This is a genomic window from Pseudomonas sp. NPDC090752 (assembly GCF_055584805.1).
The window spans coordinates 422,415-440,948 of sequence record NZ_JBVJLI010000001.1 but is presented as its reverse complement, the minus strand read 5'-3'; the positions used below and the strand labels follow the sequence as shown (position 1 = coordinate 440,948).

21 protein-coding genes are annotated in these 18,534 nt (G+C 61.7%); 5 read left to right on the top strand and 16 right to left on the bottom strand.

The genetic code is table 11. The features are described 5' to 3' along the window. Positions 1-3 precede the first annotated feature (3 nt). The 6 genes from pheT to thrS form a co-directional block, all read right to left on the bottom strand. Positions 4-2,385 (bottom strand): phenylalanine--tRNA ligase subunit beta, encoded by a 2,382-nt coding sequence (gene pheT / locus ACZ6YA_RS01885; RefSeq protein ID WP_465895069.1) that lies wholly within the window; start codon positions 2,383-2,385, stop codon positions 4-6. Positions 2,386-2,416: 31 nt separating this feature from the next. Continuing rightward, positions 2,417-3,433 carry a phenylalanine--tRNA ligase subunit alpha gene (pheS, locus tag ACZ6YA_RS01880; protein ID WP_401074693.1) on the bottom strand — a complete coding sequence of 339 codons (1,017 nt, stop codon included), beginning with the start codon at positions 3,431-3,433 and terminating at the stop codon, positions 2,417-2,419. Positions 3,434-3,543: 110 nt separating this feature from the next. Further along, the gene (gene rplT / locus ACZ6YA_RS01875) at positions 3,544-3,900 is read right to left on the bottom strand and encodes a 50S ribosomal protein L20 (RefSeq protein WP_003250671.1); all 357 of its coding nucleotides are present in this window, start codon (positions 3,898-3,900) and stop codon (positions 3,544-3,546) included. 27 nt (positions 3,901-3,927) lie between these two features. After that, positions 3,928-4,122, bottom strand: coding sequence for a 50S ribosomal protein L35 (gene rpmI / locus ACZ6YA_RS01870; RefSeq protein ID WP_012313865.1), 195 nt, complete (start codon positions 4,120-4,122; stop codon positions 3,928-3,930). A gap of 60 nt (positions 4,123-4,182) precedes the next feature. Then, positions 4,183-4,734 carry a translation initiation factor IF-3 gene (infC, locus tag ACZ6YA_RS01865; protein WP_012052879.1) on the bottom strand — a complete coding sequence of 184 codons (552 nt, stop codon included), beginning with the start codon at positions 4,732-4,734 and terminating at the stop codon, positions 4,183-4,185. Continuing rightward, positions 4,734-6,656 (bottom strand): threonine--tRNA ligase, encoded by a 1,923-nt coding sequence (gene thrS, locus ACZ6YA_RS01860; protein WP_465895068.1) that lies wholly within the window; start codon positions 6,654-6,656, stop codon positions 4,734-4,736. Before thrS ends, infC begins: the two co-directional genes overlap by 1 nt. A gap of 336 nt (positions 6,657-6,992) precedes the next feature. Between thrS and ACZ6YA_RS01855 the strand changes: the two genes are divergently transcribed. Both ACZ6YA_RS01855 and ACZ6YA_RS01850 read left to right on the top strand, forming a co-directional pair. Continuing rightward, the gene (locus ACZ6YA_RS01855) at positions 6,993-7,295 is read left to right on the top strand and encodes a hypothetical protein (RefSeq protein ID WP_465895067.1); all 303 of its coding nucleotides are present in this window, start codon (positions 6,993-6,995) and stop codon (positions 7,293-7,295) included. A gap of 162 nt (positions 7,296-7,457) precedes the next feature. Beyond that, positions 7,458-7,670 (top strand): cold-shock protein, encoded by a 213-nt coding sequence (locus ACZ6YA_RS01850; RefSeq protein WP_012273095.1) that lies wholly within the window; start codon positions 7,458-7,460, stop codon positions 7,668-7,670. Between the two features lie 117 nt (positions 7,671-7,787). On the opposite strand, the gene ACZ6YA_RS01845 is transcribed toward ACZ6YA_RS01850, so the two are convergent. After that, positions 7,788-8,099 (bottom strand): I78 family peptidase inhibitor, encoded by a 312-nt coding sequence (locus ACZ6YA_RS01845; RefSeq protein WP_465895066.1) that lies wholly within the window; start codon positions 8,097-8,099, stop codon positions 7,788-7,790. A 284-nt stretch (positions 8,100-8,383) separates the two neighbouring features. Between ACZ6YA_RS01845 and ACZ6YA_RS01840 the strand changes: the two genes are divergently transcribed. Further along, positions 8,384-8,593 (top strand): hypothetical protein, encoded by a 210-nt coding sequence (locus ACZ6YA_RS01840; RefSeq protein WP_465895065.1) that lies wholly within the window; start codon positions 8,384-8,386, stop codon positions 8,591-8,593. Here ACZ6YA_RS01840 and ACZ6YA_RS01835 read toward each other — a convergent pair. The 7 genes from ACZ6YA_RS01835 to ACZ6YA_RS01805 are packed head-to-tail and all read right to left on the bottom strand — an operon-like array spanning position 8,565 to position 15,483. Beyond that, entirely contained in the window at positions 8,565-9,572 is a 1,008-nt protein-coding gene (locus tag ACZ6YA_RS01835) for a nucleoside hydrolase (RefSeq protein ID WP_465895064.1), read from the bottom strand. The two genes, ACZ6YA_RS01840 and ACZ6YA_RS01835, sit on opposite strands and share 29 nt — an antisense overlap. A gap of 48 nt (positions 9,573-9,620) precedes the next feature. Beyond that, positions 9,621-10,019: a D-ribose pyranase gene (gene rbsD, locus ACZ6YA_RS01830; protein ID WP_465895063.1), complete on the bottom strand. Its 399-nt coding sequence runs from the start codon at positions 10,017-10,019 to the stop codon at positions 9,621-9,623. Further along, a complete protein-coding gene (gene rbsK / locus ACZ6YA_RS01825; protein WP_465895062.1) occupies positions 10,016-10,924 on the bottom strand; it encodes a ribokinase in 909 nt (302 codons plus the stop codon). Before rbsK ends, rbsD begins: the two co-directional genes overlap by 4 nt. Before the next feature lie 9 nt (positions 10,925-10,933). Continuing rightward, positions 10,934-11,956 carry a LacI family DNA-binding transcriptional regulator gene (locus tag ACZ6YA_RS01820; RefSeq protein ID WP_465895061.1) on the bottom strand — a complete coding sequence of 341 codons (1,023 nt, stop codon included), beginning with the start codon at positions 11,954-11,956 and terminating at the stop codon, positions 10,934-10,936. A 6-nt stretch (positions 11,957-11,962) separates the two neighbouring features. Then, complete coding sequence (locus ACZ6YA_RS01815) at positions 11,963-12,958, bottom strand: ABC transporter permease (protein WP_465895058.1); 996 nt, start codon at positions 12,956-12,958, stop codon at positions 11,963-11,965. Further along, entirely contained in the window at positions 12,955-14,508 is a 1,554-nt protein-coding gene (locus tag ACZ6YA_RS01810) for a sugar ABC transporter ATP-binding protein (protein WP_465895057.1), read from the bottom strand. The genes ACZ6YA_RS01815 and ACZ6YA_RS01810 overlap by 4 nt, the downstream gene beginning before the upstream one ends. An 18-nt stretch (positions 14,509-14,526) precedes the next feature. Then, the gene (locus tag ACZ6YA_RS01805; protein WP_465895055.1) at positions 14,527-15,483 is read right to left on the bottom strand and encodes a substrate-binding domain-containing protein; all 957 of its coding nucleotides are present in this window, start codon (positions 15,481-15,483) and stop codon (positions 14,527-14,529) included. Between the two features lie 312 nt (positions 15,484-15,795). Here ACZ6YA_RS01805 and ACZ6YA_RS01800 point away from each other — a divergent pair, with 312 nt between their 5' ends. Together ACZ6YA_RS01800 and ACZ6YA_RS01795 are read left to right on the top strand one after the other, a co-directional pair. Further along, a complete protein-coding gene (locus ACZ6YA_RS01800; RefSeq protein ID WP_465895054.1) occupies positions 15,796-16,887 on the top strand; it encodes an asparaginase in 1,092 nt (363 codons plus the stop codon). Between the two features lie 142 nt (positions 16,888-17,029). Next, positions 17,030-17,272 carry a DUF1654 domain-containing protein gene (locus ACZ6YA_RS01795; protein ID WP_465895052.1) on the top strand — a complete coding sequence of 81 codons (243 nt, stop codon included), beginning with the start codon at positions 17,030-17,032 and terminating at the stop codon, positions 17,270-17,272. Positions 17,273-17,277: 5 nt separating this feature from the next. On the opposite strand, the gene ACZ6YA_RS01790 is transcribed toward ACZ6YA_RS01795, so the two are convergent. Together ACZ6YA_RS01790 and ACZ6YA_RS01785 are read right to left on the bottom strand one after the other, a co-directional pair. Beyond that, the gene (locus tag ACZ6YA_RS01790) at positions 17,278-17,703 is read right to left on the bottom strand and encodes a GTP pyrophosphokinase (RefSeq protein ID WP_465895051.1); all 426 of its coding nucleotides are present in this window, start codon (positions 17,701-17,703) and stop codon (positions 17,278-17,280) included. Positions 17,704-17,811: 108 nt separating this feature from the next. After that, complete coding sequence (locus tag ACZ6YA_RS01785) at positions 17,812-18,384, bottom strand: SPOR domain-containing protein (RefSeq protein ID WP_465895050.1); 573 nt, start codon at positions 18,382-18,384, stop codon at positions 17,812-17,814. Between the last annotated feature and the right edge of the window lie 150 nt (positions 18,385-18,534).

Here is an 18,534-nt window from a genome sequence, read left to right as displayed (position 1 = left end):
CCGTTATTTCCTTAACGTGGTGTTCAACCTTTGTTCGAGCGAGGTGAGGATATTTTGCAGGGTTGTGTTCACCTCATCGTCGTTAAGAGTGCGCGATGGATGCTGCCAGGTCAAGCCGACGGCGAGGCTTTTTCTATCAGGATCAATGCCTTTACCTTGGTAGACGTCAAACAGCCTGAGGTCTGTAAGCCATTCGCCTGCATTGTCACGAATTACTTCAAGCACGTCGTGAGACGCCACATCACGCCCTGCGATCAAAGCCAGGTCGCGGCGGGTTTCCGGGAACTTGGAGAGTTCGCTGAACTTCGGCAGGCGCCCTTCGACCACATCACCCAATACCAACTCGAAGACGAATACCGGGCGGTCCAGGTCCAGGGCTTTGGCCAGCTCTGGGTGGAGGGCGCCGAGGTAGCCGATGTCCTTGCCGTCGCGCTGGATCACAGCGGTCTGGCCTGGGTGCAGGGCCGGGTGTTTGCCGGCGGCGAATGTGAAGTCGCTCAGGGCGCCGGAATAGCCCAGCAGGGCTTCAACGTCGGCTTTCACATCGAAGAAGTCGATGCTGTCGCGGCCGTTGGCCCAGCCTTCTGGCAGGCGGCTGCCGGTGACGACGCCGGCGATCATTGGCTGTTGCTGCAGATCGCCGAGTTGGCCTACGAAGCGCAGGCCGCTTTCGAACAGGCGCACGCGGTCTTGCTGGCGGTTGAGGTTGTGCTGAAGGGCTTTGACCAGGCCCGGCCACAGCGAGGCGCGCATGGCGGCCATGTCGCTGGAGATCGGGTTGGCCAGCAGCAGCGGCTCTACGCCTGGGCTGAACAGCTCGAACAGTTTCGGGTCGATGAAGCTGTAGGTGATTGCTTCCTGGTAGCCGCGAGCGACCAGCAGGCGGCGCAGGTTCGGCAGCTCACCGCGGGTTTCCGGCTTGGCGGTTGGCGCCAGGCGGGCTTGCGGGTAGCGGACCGGCAGGCTGTTGTAGCCGTACAGGCGGGCCAGCTCTTCGATCAGGTCGACTTCCAGGCTGATGTCGAAGCGGTGGCTTGGGACGGTGACGGTCCACTGCCCTGCCCCTGCTGCTTCGGTTTTCAGCTCCAGGGCGTTGAGCATCTGCTCGACCTGGGCGGCGTCCATCTCCATGCCGAGCATCTGGGTGATGCGTTCGGCGCGCAGGGTTACCGGGGCGACGTTCGGCAGGTGCTGCTGGCTGACGGCTTCGACGATCGGGCCGGCTTCGCCGCCGACGATTTCCAGCAGCAGCGCAGTGGCGCGCTCCATGGCTTCGCGGGCGAGCTGCGAGTCGACGCCGCGCTCGTAGCGGTGCGAGGCATCGGTGTGCAGGCCGTAGGAACGGGCTTTGCCGGCGACGGCGATCTGGTCGAAGAAGGCGCTTTCGAGGAACAGGTCGCGGGTCTTCTCGGTGTTGACGCCGCTGTGCTCGCCACCCATGACGCCGGCGATGGCCAGGGCGCGGGTGTGGTCGGCGATCACCAGGGTGTCGGCACGCAGGGAAACTTCCTGACCGTCGAGCAGGACGAGTTTTTCGCCCTCTTCGGCCATGCGCACGCGGATGCCGCCGTTGATTTCGGCGAGGTCGAAGGCGTGCATCGGCTGGCCGAGTTCGAGCATCACGTAGTTGGTAATGTCGACGGCAGCGTCGATGCTGCGCACGTCACTGCGGCGCAGGCGTTCGACCATCCACAGCGGGGTTGGCTTGCTGAGGTCGACGTTGCGGATGACGCGGCCGAGGTAGCGTGGGCATACGGCTGGGGCGGAGACTTCGACCGGGCGCACTTCGTCGTGGGCAGGCGCGATGGGCGGGACCACAGGGCGGGTGACCGGGACGTTGTACAGGGCGCTGACGTCGCGGGCCAGGCCGGCCAGGGACAGGCAGTCACCGCGGTTCGGGGTCAGGCCGATCTCGATGCTGGCGTCGTCCAGGCTCAGGTACTGGCGAATGTCTTCGCCAACCGGGGCGTCGGCGGCCAGTTCGAGCAGGCCGTCGTTTTCTTCGCTGATCTGCAACTCAGCCGCCGAGCACAGCATGCCGAACGACTCGACGCCGCGCAGCTTGGCCTTCTTGATCTTGAAGTCGCCTGGCAGTTCGGCGCCGATCATGGCGAACGGGATCTTGATGCCTGGGCGCGCGTTAGGGGCGCCGCAAACGACCTGGAAGGTTTCCTGGCCGCTGCTGACCTGGCAGACGCGGAGTTTGTCGGCGTCCGGGTGTTGTTCGGTGGCGAGGATTTCGCCCACGACGATGCCGCTGAACTGGCCGGCAGCGGGGGTTACGCTGTCGACTTCGAGGCCGGCCATGGACAGGCGGGCGACCAGTTCGTCACGGGAGACTTGCGGGTTTACCCAACCGCGCAGCCACTGTTCACTGAATTTCATGCTGTTCTCCTGAAAGTTGCGTCGATTGGGCCTAGCGGAATTGGGCTAAGAACCGCAGGTCGTTGTCGAAGAACAGACGCAAATCGTTGACGCCATAGCGCAGCATGGCCAGGCGCTCGGCGCCCATGCCGAAGGCGAAGCCCTGGAACTCTTCCGGGTCGATGCCGGACATGCGCAGTACATCCGGGTGCACCATGCCGCAGCCCAGCACTTCCAGCCAGCCGGTCTGCTTGCAAACGCGGCAGCCTTTGCCGGAACACATCACGCACTGGATATCGACTTCGGCGGACGGCTCGGTGAAGGGGAAGAACGACGGGCGGAAGCGCACGGCCAGTTCTTTTTCGAAGAAGACGCGCAGGAATTCTTCGATGGTGCCCTTGAGGTCGGCAAAGTTGATATCGCGATCAATCAGCAGGCCTTCGACCTGGTGGAACATCGGCGAGTGGGTGATATCCGAATCGCAGCGGTAGACGCGGCCTGGGCAGACAATGCGAATGGGCGGCTGGGTGGACTCCATGGTCCGCACCTGCACCGGCGAAGTGTGGGTGCGCAGCAGCATGTTGGCATTGAAATAGAAGGTGTCGTGCATCGCCCGGGCCGGGTGGTGGCCAGGGATGTTGAGCGCTTCGAAGTTATGGTAGTCGTCTTCGACCTCTGGGCCTTCGGCGATGCCGTAGCCGATGTGGGTGAAGAATTGCTCGATGCGCTCGAGGGTACGGGTGATCGGGTGCAGGCCACCGGTGGTCTGACCACGGCCTGGCAGGGTCACATCAATGCATTCGGCGGCGAGGCGAGCGCTGAGCTCGGCTTCTTCGAAGGCTGCCTTGCGTGCATTGAGCACTTCGGTGACGCGCTCTTTGGCGTCGTTGATCAGCGCGCCGACTTTCGGCCGCTCTTCGGCTGGCAGGTTGCCCAGGGTCTTCATCACCTGGGTCAGCTCGCCTTTCTTGCCGAGATATTGAACCCGGATCTGTTCCAGGGCATTGATGTCTTCAGCGCGCTCCACGGCCTCAAGGGCTTGGGAGACCAGCGCGTCCAGGTTTTCCATGTACAGACTCCAGATACGAAAATAGGGGAAGAGCTTTGAAGGCTCTTCCCCTATCGATGACGTTTTACACCCGGCAGCACACTGCGCCGCCGGATGATTGTCGTGGGTACTTAAGCCAGAACGGCTTTAGCTTTCTCGACAATTGCAGCAAACGCCGCTTTTTCGTTCACTGCCAGGTCAGCCAGAACCTTACGGTCGATTTCGATCGACGCCTTTTTCAGGCCAGCAATCAGACGGCTGTACGACAGACCGTTGGTGCGGGCACCGGCGTTGATACGAGCGATCCACAGGGCGCGGAACTGACGCTTCTTCTGGCGACGGTCGCGGTAGGCGTATTGGCCTGCCTTGATGACTGCCTGCTTGGCTACGCGGAATACGCGCGAGCGTGCACCGTAGTAACCTTTAGCCAGTTTCAGAATTTTTTTGTGACGCTTACGAGCGATAACGCCGCGCTTAACACGAGCCATGAGTAACTTCCTCTATCTTAACCAGAATTAACGAACGCGCAGCATGCGCGCGACTTTCGCCACGTCGGACGGGTGCAGCAAGCTGCTACCACGCAGTTGACGCTTACGCTTGGTCGACATTTTGGTCAGGATGTGGCTCTTGAAAGCGTGCTTGTGCTTGAAGCCGGTAGCGGTCTTCAGGAAGCGCTTTGCAGCACCGCTCTTGGTTTTCATTTTTGGCATGTTGGAACTCCGCATTCGTTAAAATTACACATAATCATCAGGCCTGCCGTGCCCGGGAGATTACTTCTTTTTCTTGGGGGCGATGACCATCATAAGCTGGCGTCCTTCCATCTTCGGATGCTGCTCAACGGTGCCGTATTCGGCGAGGTCAGCTTCAACCCGCTTCAACAGCTCCATGCCCAGCTCCTGGTGGGCCATCTCACGACCACGGAATCTCAGAGAGATCTTGGCCTTGTCCCCATCGGTAAGGAAACGTACCAGGTTGCGTAGTTTTACCTGGTAATCCCCATCCTCCGTCCCTGGACGAAACTTGATTTCTTTGATCTGGATCTGCTTCTGGTTTTTCTTGGCTTCGTTAGCCTGCTTCTTCTTTTCGAAGAGGTGCTTGCCGTAGTCCATGACCTTGCAGACCGGGGGTACCGCGTCTGCAGAGATTTCTACCAGATCCAGCTTCGCTTCATCAGCGATACGCAGCGCTTCATCAATCGAGACGATGCCAACCTGCTCGCCGTCTGCGCCAATTAACCGAACCTCGCGGGCCGAGATATTCTCGTTGATCGGGGCCTTCGGTACAGCACGCTTATCGTTTCTCATTTCACGCTTAATAGTCATTACTCCGATTCTTGGCGACCACGCCGGGAAACCGCTTGTGTCAGGAGCTCGGCGAATTGGGCGACGGGCATGGAGCCCAGGTCAGCGCCTTCGCGAGTACGCACAGCGACGGTTTGCGTTTCGACTTCGCGGTCCCCTATAACCAAAAGGTACGGGACCTTGAGCAAAGTATGCTCGCGGATTTTAAAGCCGATCTTCTCATTTCTCAAGTCCGACTTGGCACGGAAACCGCTACCGTTCAGAGATTTCTCAACCTCGAGGGCGAAATCGGCCTGTTTGTCGGTGATGTTCATGATCACCGCCTGGGTCGGTGCCAGCCACGCCGGGAACACACCAGCGTAGTGCTCGATGAGCATGCCGATGAAGCGTTCGAACGAGCCGAGGATGGCGCGGTGCAACATTACCGGGCGCTTGCGCGCGTTGTCTTCGGCGATGTAGCTGGCGTCCAGGCGCTCCGGCAAGTTCGGGTCGTACTGCAGGGTACCGCACTGCCAGTTACGGCCGAGGCAGTCGCGCAGGGTGAACTCGATCTTCGGGCCGTAGAAGGCGCCCTCGCCTGGCTGGTATTCCCATTCCAGTCCGGATTCGTTCAGGGCGTCGGCCAGCGCACCTTCGGCACGGTCCCACAGCTCTTCGGAACCTACACGCTTGGCCGGACGGGTCGACAGCTTCATGGCGACGTCGGTGAAACCGAAGTCGTTGTACACGTCGAGGGTCAGCTTGATGAAGTCGGCAGCTTCTTTCTTCACCTGATCTTCGGTACAGAAGATGTGCGCGTCGTCCTGTACGAAGCCACGCACACGCATGATGCCGTGCAGCGCGCCGGACGGCTCGTTACGGTGACAAGCACCGAATTCGGCCAGGCGCAGCGGCAGATCGCGGTACGACTTCAGGCCCTGGTTGAACACCTGCACGTGGCACGGGCAGTTCATCGGTTTTACCGCGAAGTCGCGGCTTTCCGACGACGTGGTGAACATGTTTTCGGCGTAGTTGGACCAATGGCCGGAACGCTCCCAGAGGATGCGGTCGACGACTTGCGGTGTCTTGATTTCCTGGTAGCCGTTTTCACGCTGGATTTTACGCATGTACTGCTCGAGTACCTGGTAAACGGTCCAGCCGTTGGCGTGCCAGAACACCATGCCCGGCGCTTCTTCCTGCAGGTGGAACAGGTCGAGCTGCTTGCCGATTTTGCGGTGGTCGCGTTTTTCGGCTTCTTCGATGCGCTGGATGTACGCCGCCAGCTGCTTCTTGTCAGCCCAGGCAGTGCCGTACACGCGCTGCAGCTGCTCGTTCTTGGCATCGCCACGCCAGTAGGCGCCGGACAGCTTGGTCAGCTTGAATGCCTTGAGGAAACGGGTATTCGGCACGTGCGGACCGCGGCACATGTCGACGTATTCTTCGTGATAGTACAAGCCCATGGCCTGCTCGTCGGGCATGTCTTCGACCAGGCGCAGCTTGTAGTCTTCGCCACGGGTCTTGAACACGTCGATGACTTCGGCGCGCGGGGTCATCTTCTTGACCACGTCGTAGTCTTTTTCGATCAGCTGCTGCATACGCTTTTCGATGGCGGCCAGGTCTTCAGGGGTGAAGGGGCGCTCGTAGGCGATGTCGTAGTAGAAGCCTTCGTCGATGACCGGGCCGATGACCATACGGGCAGTCGGGTACAGCTGCTTCACCGCGTGGCCGATCAGGTGGGCGCACGAGTGACGAATGATCTCCAGTCCCTCTTCATCTTTAGGGGTGATGATCTGCAGCTTGGCGTCGTGGGTGATCAGGTCGCAGGCGTCGACCAACTTGCCATCGACCTTGCCGGCCAGGGTGGCTTTGGCCAGGCCGGCACCGATCGAAGCGGCGACATCGGCTACGGATACCGCGTGATCAAACGCGCGTTGACTGCCATCGGGAAGAGTAATAACGGGCATGGCGCCTCCTCTCCTAGTGGTGACCCCTACCAAAGGTCACGTGGGTTGGGATGAGCCAGTACAAGATCCGACCTGCCTTCTATATAGAGAGAAGCCTGCCTCACAGTGGCAGAAGCCTTTCGGCTTGCCAGGGGGACCTGAGTGACTGGAAAGTAAAAGATAGCTACACGCCGCAAGTCTGCAGGTGCAAGCCGGGCATGCTAGCACGCGGGTTGGTCGCCAGCGCAGAAATATTTGGAAATTACGCGGCAGGGCTGAACTAACGCGGAAAAATGCCTATCAGACCCATGGAAGCAACCTACTCTTGATGAGACCTAAACCAAGGAGTGTGTGGTTATGAGATTTCAGTCCTTTCTGGCCGCGTGTGCCGTAAGTGCCCTTCTGCCGATGGTGGCCACCGCGGGTGATTTCCCGCCAGGGAAGGAGCAAGGCTACATGGCCCAGTGCCAGCAGGTAGCGACAGGCCAGGGTGTGAGCGCCGACATGGCGACTAAGCACTGCTCGTGCGGCGCACAGGCCATCAAAAAGAACTTTACCGACGCAGAGATTGCCGACCTCGACAGCAAGGATGGGGTAGACGCGAAGCTGATGGCCAAGGCCCAGACCGTTGTGAAACAGGCGTGCACACCGAAGAACTGAAACCTTCACGCCAGGGATGGCGGGCCTTTCTTTGCGCTGGATCAGCATTCTGCGAAGGTAATCGCGCGACATGCGCAGAATTAGACTATGATGTCACCCGTGCCAGGCAGCTCAGGCGTCTAGGTACTTCGAAAAAATACTAAGTTTCTGGAGATTCATCCCATGTCCAATCGCCAAACCGGTACCGTCAAATGGTTCAATGATGAAAAAGGCTTCGGCTTCATCACCCCACAAGGCGGCGGCGACGACCTGTTCGTACACTTCAAAGCCATCGAATCCGACGGCTTCAAGAGCCTGAAAGAAGGCCAAACTGTTTCCTTCGTCGCCGAGCGCGGCCAGAAGGGCATGCAGGCTGCACAGGTTCGTCCGGAGTAATTCGGAAGCCGTGAAAAAACCCGCCCTTGTGGCGGGTTTTTTTATGCCTGGAGCAGATGGTACCGACCTCTTCGCGGCTAAAGCCGCTCCCACAGAGGCCTGCACCTACTGATCACATCAACCGCAGTTGACGCGGGTTACCACACCCTGCTCATCCACATTCAGGTTCAAACGCTCGGAGCGATACTCCAGGGTCACCACATCGCGCGGCTTGAGGATGCGCGCCATCTGCGAACCGCTGGCCTTGCGCGCCTGCTCAAGCAGCTCGGCACTGCTTTGCTTGCCGAGGGCGAAATCGGCGCCACTGGCCTCACAACGGCCATCATTGCCTGCAGCCGGGGCACCACCGCCAGCGTTACCACCAGTGCTGCAACCAGCCAGCACAGCAGCGACCAGCAAGGTTGCCAGGGAAGCACGGGTACGGAACATGAATCCTCCTAAAATCGATCTGGGAACTGCCTGATCGGACACTTCCACGCGGAATTTGTTGCAAAACCGTCCAAGTCTGCCTGATCTCGCCGCCTCGGGCGAAAGGCAATCGTGACCGAATTTTGCCAAGCGCCTGGTTAGCTTAAGCACGTTTTTTATGCTTAAGTCGCAGACCCATTGACGCAAAGTCATGATTTACTTTAAGAAGTGAAGGCATAATGCCTGCTTCGAACACCAGGGTCAGGTGTTCGCCCTTCCGCCCCGGGCCCACACGAGAGCCTTTCATGAACCACCACATCGATGCCGATATCAAGGTCAAATGGGACGAGGGCCAGAGCGCCTACAGCCCCAGCACACCCGAAGAGCTGCTGTTGATCGCCCTGGACCTGCTGGTGCGCGACCGCGGTAGCGAGGCGGCGCGCAGCTTCATCGACCAGGTGTTCGAGCGCTACGCGCCGCACACCGCTATTGCAATCGAGCCAGGCGCGCGCTGAGCAGGTCGAAAAAGCCTTGGGCGTCACCCTCGCCTATCCACATCACATTGGCTGGCTGCTTGAGCACGCCGTACCAGTCGGCGACGGTCTGGCCGAAGGTCGGGCCTTCGCGGCTGTCGACGGCCATGTGGATGTGCCGGCCGGTGAACAACTCGGGCTTGAGCAGGTAGGCGATCACACTGGCGTCATGCACCGGGCCGCCGGGCATGCCGTACAGGTCCATGTCGTGCTTGATGTAGGCATTCAGGATCGCCACCACCCGTTTGCTGGACGGGTTGTTCACTGCCGCCAACTGCTTGAGGCGGGCGTCGCTGGTGAGCAGTTTGTGGGTGACATCCAGCGACAGGTAGGTCAGCGGCACACCGCTGGCCAGCACCACCTCAGCGGCGTGCGGGTCGGCGTAAAGGTTGAATTCGGCCGCCGGGGTGATGTTGCCACCGTTGAAATGGGCGCCGCCCATCACCACCACTTCCTTTATACCTTTGGCGATTTCAGGGCGCTGGATGAGCGCCAGGGCCAGGTTGGTCTGCGGGCCGAGCATGGCGATGGTGATGCTATCGGGCCTGGCGGCGCCGAGGGTGTCGACCAGGTACTGCACGGCATTACCTTGGGCCAGGGTTTTTTTCGGCTCATGCACCGGGACGCCGGTCAGCCCCTCTTCGCCGTGCACCTCGGCAGCGTAGATAGGCGCGCGCACCAATGGGCGCCCCGCCCCTGCGTACACCGGGATGTCTTCGCGGCCGGCCCATTCCCGCGCCAGGCGGGCATTGCGTGACGTCTTGTCGAGGCGCACGTTGCCGGCGACGGTGGTGATGGCACGGATGTTGAGTTCGTCTGGCGAGGCCATGGCCAGGAACAGCGCAACCACATCGTCGGCGCCGGGGTCGGTGTCGATGATCAGGTCACGCGGGGCGGCCTGGAGGGTAGTGGTGGCGGCTGCAGCCATGAGGGTGAGTCCTTGTATCAGGGGCTTGAGCATGGGGCACTCCTGTTGCCTTGGCGGTGGATCAATTGCGGCTGATCGCCACTAGAAAGTCACCCCGGATACGAGGGCGATATTGCTGTAAGGCTGGCACTCGCCAGTACGCACCACAGCCTTGGCACTGCGCGACAAATGCTTGAACGCTTCATGGCTCATCCACTCACGCTTGCCCAGCTTGCCGCGCAGCCGCTCGATCTCGACCAGCCCGGGCGGTACGACCTTCTGCATCTCTTCGGCCAGCACATGCCGCTCAACCTGCATCTCGCTGAGCACCGCACGCAGCACGCTGGAGAAGTCCGGAATGCCCTGCGTCAGGGCCAGGTCGATCAGTTCGACGCCCGGCGGCACCGGCAACCCGGCATCGCCAATGACCAGAATGTCGCCATGGCCAAGACTGGCAATGGCCCGCGACAGGGCGATGTTCAGCAGCGCGGTCTTTTTCATGGGATCAGCTCCGCCAGGGTGGGGATCGATGGCTGGGCACCGGCGCGGGTGACGGACACCGCTGCGGCGCGCTGGCCGAAAGTGATCGCCTCGCCCTCCTCCAGGCCGCGCACCAACGCCGCCGCGAAACCACCAACGAAGGTGTCGCCTGCCGCCGTGGTGTCCAGCGGCTTTACCTGCGGCGCTGGGAAGTGCTGACTGCCATTGGGACTGACAACCAGGGCCCCCTGCGCACCGAGGGTGACGATGACTTTGCCCGCCCCCAATTGCAGCAGGCACTCGGCAGCACGGCGGGCGCTGTCCAGGTCGTTGACCGGAACACTGGTCAGCGCTTCGGCCTCGCTTTCGTTGGGGATGAGGTAATCGATGTGGGCAAACCACTCGGGCGGCAGCGGGCCGGTGGCCGGTGCCGGGTTGAGAATCACCGTCTTGCCCAGCTCGCGACCCCTGGCGAGGGTCCAAGCCACCGTTTCAGCGGGCACCTCCAACTGGCAGATGATCACTTGCGCCGCCTGAAGCAGTGCGTCGAATCGTTGCACGGATGCCGGCGTCAGTTGGCTGTTCCCTCCTGCAATGATGACGATGCAGTTCTGGCTGGCGGCATCCACGGTAATCAGCGCCACGCCACTGGAAACGCCCTGGCACACACTGACCGCCTGGCAATCGATGCCCTCCACTTCGAGCGCCTCGCGAAGCTGCTGGCCATAGGCATCATCACCCACATTGCCGACCATCGCCACGTCAGCACCCAGACGCGCCACAGCCACAGCCTGGTTGGCGCCCTTGCCACCGGGCACGGTGAAAAAGCTTTCGCCGGCCAGTGTTTCACCCGCACGCGGCAATCGCTCGGCGCGGGCCACCAGGTCCATGTTGAGGCTACCGACCACCACTACCTTGGCACTCATGAGGATTCCTTAGCGGTAATCATTAAACAGGTCCGGGCGCGGCCCGGTGGATTCGCGCAGCACGATGCGCGGGGCGACGATGCGCTGTTGCGCGGCATCGCGACGGGGGGTAGCGATGCGTGACAGCAGCAGCGCCGCGGCGCTTTCGCCCAGCTCGCGGATCGACTGACCGACAGTGGTCAGCGGCGGGTATACGTAGCGGCTCAACTCGATGTCGTCGAAACCGATCACCGACAGCTCCCCCGGCACGCTGATGTTGCGCTCGGCAGCCGCACGCAGCACGCCGAAGCCGATCATGTCGTTGCCGGCGAAGATCGCCGTGGGGCGCTTGCCGTCGAGCAGTTGCGCGGCCGCTGCATGGCCGCCGGGGCTGGTGAAGTCGCAATGCAGGATGTGCTCAGCCTCCACGGCAACCTGCGCCTCGGCCATGGCGCGATGAAAACCTGCCAAACGCAGCTGGCTGACACCCGTTTCGGCCGGGCCGCCGATGTAGGCAATGTCAGCATGCCCCAGCTGCAACAGGTGCTGGGTCGCCAGGTAGGCCCCCTGCTCGTGGTCGATGCGCACCAGGTCGGCGTCGATGCCTTCCAACTCACGGTCGACGATGACCATCGGTGTGCGCACACAGGCCAGGCTCTGCAGCAGGTCGCTGTCCTCGCCCACCGAGGCGACCACCAGGCCGTCGATGCGCTTTTCCAGCAGCACGCGCAGGTAGCTGCGCTGCTTCTGCGGGTTGTCGTCGGAGTTGCACAAAATCACGCAATAGCCGTTGCGCTCGCAGGCATCCTCGATACCCCGCGCCAGCTCCGCGAAGTACGGGTTGACGCTGTTGGGCACCAGCAGACCGATGGTGGCCGTGGTGCGTGCCTTGAGCGAACGGGCCACGGCGCTGGGCACGTAGTCGAGCTCAACGATGGCCGCCTCGACCTTTAGCCGCACCTGCTCACTGACCGGGCGAGTCTTGTTCAGTACATGGGACACCGTGGTGTAGGAAATGCCCGCGAGTGCCGCGACGTCTTTGATGGTTGCCATGTTTTTTCAGTTCCGCCGGCCTGCACGCCGGCTACGGTAGGTGTCGAGCACCACGGCGATGACGATGACCGCCCCGGTGATGATGCGTTTGGTCGGTTCCGAAGCGCCGATCTGCGCCAGGCCAGCGGCCAAAACCGAAATGATCAGCACGCCGATGAAAGTGCTGATGACCGAGCCACGCCCGCCCATCAGGCTGGTGCCGCCGATCACCACGGCGGCGATCACTTGTAGCTCCAGGCCGGAGCCGGCGTTGGGGTCGGCCGCTTCCAGGCGCGATATCTGGAACAGCGCGGCCAGACCCGCCAGCAGCCCCATCAGGGTAAACACCAGCACCTTGTAAGGGCGCGGGTCGATACCGGCCAGGCGCACGGCCTCTTCGTTGGTGCCGATGCCGATCAGGTAGCGGCCGAACACGGTGCGGGTCAGCACCAGCTGGGCGAGAATGATCACCAGCAAGGCGATGATGAACGCGGGCGAAATGCCGTAGGTGATCGGGTTGGAAAACCAGGCGTAGGCATCGCCGATGTAGGCGGTGCGCGAGTCGGTGAACTGGTAGGCCAGGCCGCGGGCCATCTCCAGCACACCCAGTGAGACGATGAACGATGGGATGCGCCAGGCCACGGTGACCGCGCCGGTGATACTGCCCGCCATGGCGGCGACGGCCATGCCGAGCAAGGCGGCAGGCAGCACACCCCAACCCCAGCCGAGGATGGCCACGCTGACTGCCGAGGCCGCCAGCGCCAGCACCGAGCCGACCGACAGGTCGATGCCGCCGATGATCAGCACGAAGGTCATGCCCACGGCTAGCACCATCAGGTCTGGGATCTGGTTGGCGATGGTGCTGAACGTGGCGTACGACCAGAAGTGGCTGCTGAGCAACGAAAACAGCACGATCATGGCCAGTAAGGCACCCGCCAGCCCCAGGTAGGTGCCGAGGCCGAAATAGGTGCCGCTGCGGCGCGCAGGTGCGCCTGCCGGGGTGTCGAGGGGTGTGGTTTTCATGCATCCATCCTGGGGGCTGCGTCGTGCAGCAAGGCTTCACGGTTCTGGTAGCCGGCGAAGGCGGCGGCAAGGAGTTGGTCCTGACTCCAGTGATCACGTTCGAAGGTGTCGATCAAGCGGCCGGCCGAGAGCACGGCGATGCGATCGCAGATCAGCATCAGCTCGCGCAAGTCGCTGGACACCACCACCAAGGCCTTGCCCTGGCGCGCCAACTCGGCCAGCAGGCCATAGATGTCGAACTTGGCGCCGACGTCGATGCCTCGAGTGGGCTCATCGAACAGGATCACCTGGCAGTCGCGCTCCAACCAGCGGCCGATCACCACCTTTTGCTGGTTGCCGCCTGACAACTCGCCGACCGCTTGCGCGGCATTGGCGCTGCGGATGCGCATGGCATTGATCTGGCGTTCGGCCAGGGCATTTTCGGCCTCGCGGTCGACCACGCCGGCACGGGACAAGGCCGCGAGGTTGCCCAGGGCGATGTTGGCGCTGATCGACTGCGACAGCAGCAGGCCTTCACCCTTGCGGTCCTCGGTAATCAGGGCAATGCCGGCTTTGACCGCGGCCTTGGGCGAGTCGATGGTCACCGGCCTGAGCGGCTGGCCGATTTCGATGCTGCCGCTGTCGGCGCGGTCGGCGCCGAACATCAGCCGCAGCAGTTCGGTACGCCCGGCACCGATCAGCCCGGAGATACCAAAGATCTCCCCTGCTCTGACTTCGAGCGACACGTCGCGCACCTTGTCGCCGCGGCACAGCCGGTCGACCTTGAGCAGCGGCTCGCCGATCTGCCGGCGCCCCAGGTCGATGTGCTCGCCCAGCTCGCGGCCGACCATCAGGTTGACCAGCTCGTTACTGCTGTAGCGCTGGATCGGCTCGTCACACACCAGCTTGCCGTCGCGCAGCACGACAATACGCTGAGCCACGCGCTGCAGCTCTTCGAGGCGATGGGAGATGTAGACGATGGCCACGCCGCGTTGGCGCAGGCGCTCGATCTGGGTGAACAGCAGCTCGACCTCGCGGGCGGTGAGCATGGCCGTGGGCTCATCGAAGATCAGCACATGGCAGTCGCCGATCAGGTTGCGGGCGATCTCGACCATCTGCTGGTGGCCGATACCCAGCTCGCCGACCGGGGTGTCCGGGTCGATGGCGTCGAGGCCGACCTGGGCCATGGCAGCCGTGGCCAGTTGGCGCAGGCGCTTGTGGCTGATCCAGCCGAAGCGGCTGGGGAGGTTGTCGAGGAACAGGTTCTCGGCGACGCTCAGGGTCGGCAGCAGATTAAGCTCCTGCATGACCATGCGCACACCGAGACGTTCGGCCTCACTGCGGCTGCCAGGCGCGTAGGCCTGGCCACGGAAGGTCATCTGCCCGATTGTAGGTATTTCCAGCCCGCTGATGAGCTTGGACAACGTGCTCTTGCCCGCGCCGTTCTCGCCGGTCAGGGCCAGCACCTCGCCGGCGCGCAGGGCCAGGCTGACATCACTCAGCACCGGCTGCGCGTAGCTCTTACCCAGTCCGCTGGCGGTCAGCAGTACCTCATTGGCCTTTACAGACATGGCCACCTCTCCTGAACGTCAAGGCTGGGTGATGAGTTCGACGGGGGTCTGGATCACGTTGTCGGCGTCCACATCTGGCTTCTCGCCCTTGATCATCTTCAGCGCTGCCTGAATGCCGTACACCGCCTGCTGGCTGGCGGCCTGGTCGAGGGTGGCAAGCACGCGGCCATCCTTGAGCATCGGCTTGATGGCGTTGATGTTGTCATAGCCCACTACTTGCACCTGCCCGGTCTTGCCGGCGGCGCGCACGGCCGACACGGCGCCCAGGGCCATGCTGTCATTGCCCGCCAGCAGCGCCTTGATGTCGGGGTATTCGTTGAGCATAGAGGCGGCGACGGCGTTGCCTTTGTCGATTTCCCAGTTGCCGGACTGCACCGAGACGATCTTCATCTGCGCCGCTTCCATGGCGTCCTTGAAACCGGCAGTGCGCTGCTGAGCATTGGTGGTGGTCGGCACGCCTTCGATGATGCCGACCTGGTCGCCGGCCTTGAGCTTCTGGCTGGCCAGATAGTCGCCAACCAGGCGCGCGCCCTTGCGGTTGTCGGGGCCTACGAAGGGTACGCTGAGGTTCTTGCTCTTGAGCACGTCGGGGTCGAGGCGGTTGTCGATATTGACCACGGTGATGCCAGCGTCCATCGCCTTCTTGATCACCGGCACCAGGGCCTTGGAGTCGGCCGGAGCGATGATCAGCGCCTTGGCGCCGGTGGCGATCATCTGCTCGACGATACGGATCTGGTTACCGGTGTCGGTCTCGTCCTTGATGCCGTTGGCAATCAGATCGAACTCGTTGGCGTGATCTTTCTGGTAGGCCTTGGCACCATCCTCCATGGTGCGGAAAAATTCGTTGGCCAGCGACTTCATGACCAGGGCAACCTTGGGCTTATCTTCGGCATGGGCAGCAGACAGCGGCAGCGCGAGAGATAGCGAGGAAATAATGGCGAGCGCCAACAGACGACCGGGGAACGGCAGTTTCATGGGAGATGACTCCGAATCTTGTGATTTTTATCGGATCGCAAACGTTTGCGTTGGCTAACTATGGGAACAGGACGTGGTTTTGTCAAATCCGTTTCGCTGCCGGTGATGTCACGGCGCCTGTTGCAGATTACCCGAGATTAATCCGAAAAACCGAACAGGTTTTCCTATGCTTGTTCGGGGCGCCGAACGGATGGGGCCTCGCGCATGCACCTGCGGCAGCCGCGTTCAAGGCATCTCGCTTACGTGGTACGAAATCTGCCTGGGGTATTGCGCAACTCAACAAAAATATCTCACTTGGAAGAGAGCACAATAATGATCAATGTTGCACTGAAGTCCTTCACCCCCAGCGCCCTGGCGCTGCTGCTGATCCTGCCAACCGCCGTTTCGGCCAAAGAAGCCGAAACCCAGCAAAAACTGGCCAACGTGGTCATCCTTGCTACCGGCGGCACCATCGCTGGCGCGGGCGCCAGCGCCGCCAACAGCGCCACCTACCAGGCCGCCAAGGTCGGTGTCGACAAGCTGATCGCCGGCGTGCCGGAGCTGGCCGGCATCGCCAATGTGCGCGGCGAACAGGTAATGCAGATCGCCTCTGAAAGCATCAGCAACGACGACCTGCTCAAGTTAGGCAAACGCGTAGCCGAATTGGCCGAAAGCAGCGATGTCGACGGGATTGTCATCACCCACGGCACCGACACCCTGGAAGAAACCGCTTACTTCCTCAACCTGGTGGAAAAGACCGACAAGCCAATCGTGGTGGTCGGCTCCATGCGCCCAGGCACCGCCATGTCCGCCGACGGCATGCTCAATCTGTACAACGCCGTGGCGGTGGCCGGTGACAAGCAGTCCCGTGGCAAAGGCGTGTTGGTGACCATGAACGACGAGATCCAGTCCGGCCGCGACGTCAGCAAGTCGGTCAACATCAAGACCGAGGCCTTCAAGAGCGCCTGGGGCCCGATGGGCATGGTCGTGGAAGGCAAATCGTACTGGTTCCGCCTGCCCGCCAAGCGCCATACCGTTAACTCGGAATTCGACATCAAGCAAATCAGCAGCCTGCCCCAGGTGGACATCGCCTACGGCTATGGCAACGTGACCGACACTGCCTACCAGGCACTGGCGCAGAACGGTGCGAAAGCACTGATCCATGCGGGAACCGGCAATGGCTCGGTATCTTCGCGGGTGGTGCCGGCGCTGCAGGAGTTGCGCAAGAATGGCGTACAGATCATTCGTTCGTCGCACGTCAACCAGGGCGGTTTCGTACTGCGCAACGCTGAACAGCCTGACGACAAGAACGACTGGGTCGTAGCGCATGACCTAAACCCCCAGAAAGCGCGAATCCTGGCGATGGTCGCCATGACCAAGACCCAGGACAGCAAAGAGCTGCAGCGGATTTTCTGGGAATATTGATCGCGGCGTGACCGAGGGCTGGTGTGTTATCTGCACCGGCCCTTTCGCGGGCTGACCCGTGAAGACCCAACGCCGAACCAGTTGCGAAATACCTTGCGGTGAAATACTGTACACACATACAGCACAACAAGGAATCGCCTCCGTGGCCAGTACCGCCGAAGCAACCCCGAGCAGCTACCAACAACTGGGCCTGCGCATCCAGAAGATCATCAACAATCCCCTCGCCCAGCGCAGCCGCGCCGCGCTGATCTTCCGCCTGGAAAACGAATCGCCTGATGATTGGGAAACCCTGCTCGAGGAAATCGCCGAGAACGACAACGTCACCCTCGCCCACCGCGACGATGGCGGCGTGCAGATTTTCTGGACCGTGCCGAAGGAAGATTGACGCACCTAAGGCAATGCCTGCAGATAAGCGCTAGCCTCGCGATAGCGGGCTAGCCTCGCCAGGTCTACCGGCCCGGGGCATGGGATGCGGGAAAGGTCACTGTTGTCGGCCAGGTCGGCCAACTTGACCGTGCGCGCCAGCGGGTCGACGCCCAGGCGCACGACAAAGTCTTCATAGCTCTCGCCCTGGTTGCGACTAAGCGCCAGCAATGCGGCGAGAATCTTCAGGTTGAAGCCCTCGCGGGCAAGATCGGAAAGTGTCAGCGGCGTGTCTTCGATCACATCATGCAGTACAGCGACGATTCGCTGCTCAGACGTGGAAACCCTCATCATCACCCGCAACGGGTGCAGGATATACGCCGCGCCACCCTTGTCGTATTGCCCTTCATGCGCTCTGGCGGCCACCACAATGGCCCGTTCCAGTGTAGACATGAGGCCCTCCCCGTTCGGCCATCTCACTGAGCAAGCATAGCCGGGTCGGGTTACAGATGACAGGCCGTCTGCACCGGGCTTTTTACCTGCTGGAAATCTGCTGCCTGACTAGCGCTCGACACCATGCTGAATGACCACCGAATCGGTCCCCAGCTTGCCCATGACCTCCGCCTTGCGCGCCTCGGCCTCTTCCCTGGTAGGGAACGGCCCCATCAGCACCACCGGCTTGCCGTCGCGATACTCAACCGAAGACGGGATACCCTTTTCGATCAGACGCGCGGTCATGTCGCTCAGTGCACCCATGTTGGCACCCTGAATTACTTCGACATCCCAGCCTTGTGGTGCCGGCTGATCGGCCAGGGCCTCGGCACGACGCTGCAGGTCGGCGCCGCCACACAGTTCACGGATCCGGAGGTTGTTACCACTGTCGTCGACAATAATGTCGTACTGACCATCGTCACGCTTGACGGCCACGTAGCTGCGGTAGGCTTCATACTGCCCGGCATCGTCCTTGCCACGCACCTGGCCGCAGATTTTGCCCTGAGTGTCGATTCGTACGTTGCCGAACTTGGCGGTTTTAGGGTGGTGCAGGTGTTCGGCCACCTGTTTGTGCACACCCTCGACCTCGTTCTCACAGCCCGCCAGGGCCAGCACTGCCATTACCACTGCCAGTTTACGCACGCGTGTACCTCCCGTTTCGAAGCGGCGGATTCTAGCATGGCGCCTCACGGCCCGGACCGCGACCATACGTTACACCTTGCTACAACCGGCTAGGCTATAAAACGCGCAGATGCAAAAAAGGCGACCCTTTCGGATCGCCCTTTCTGATGT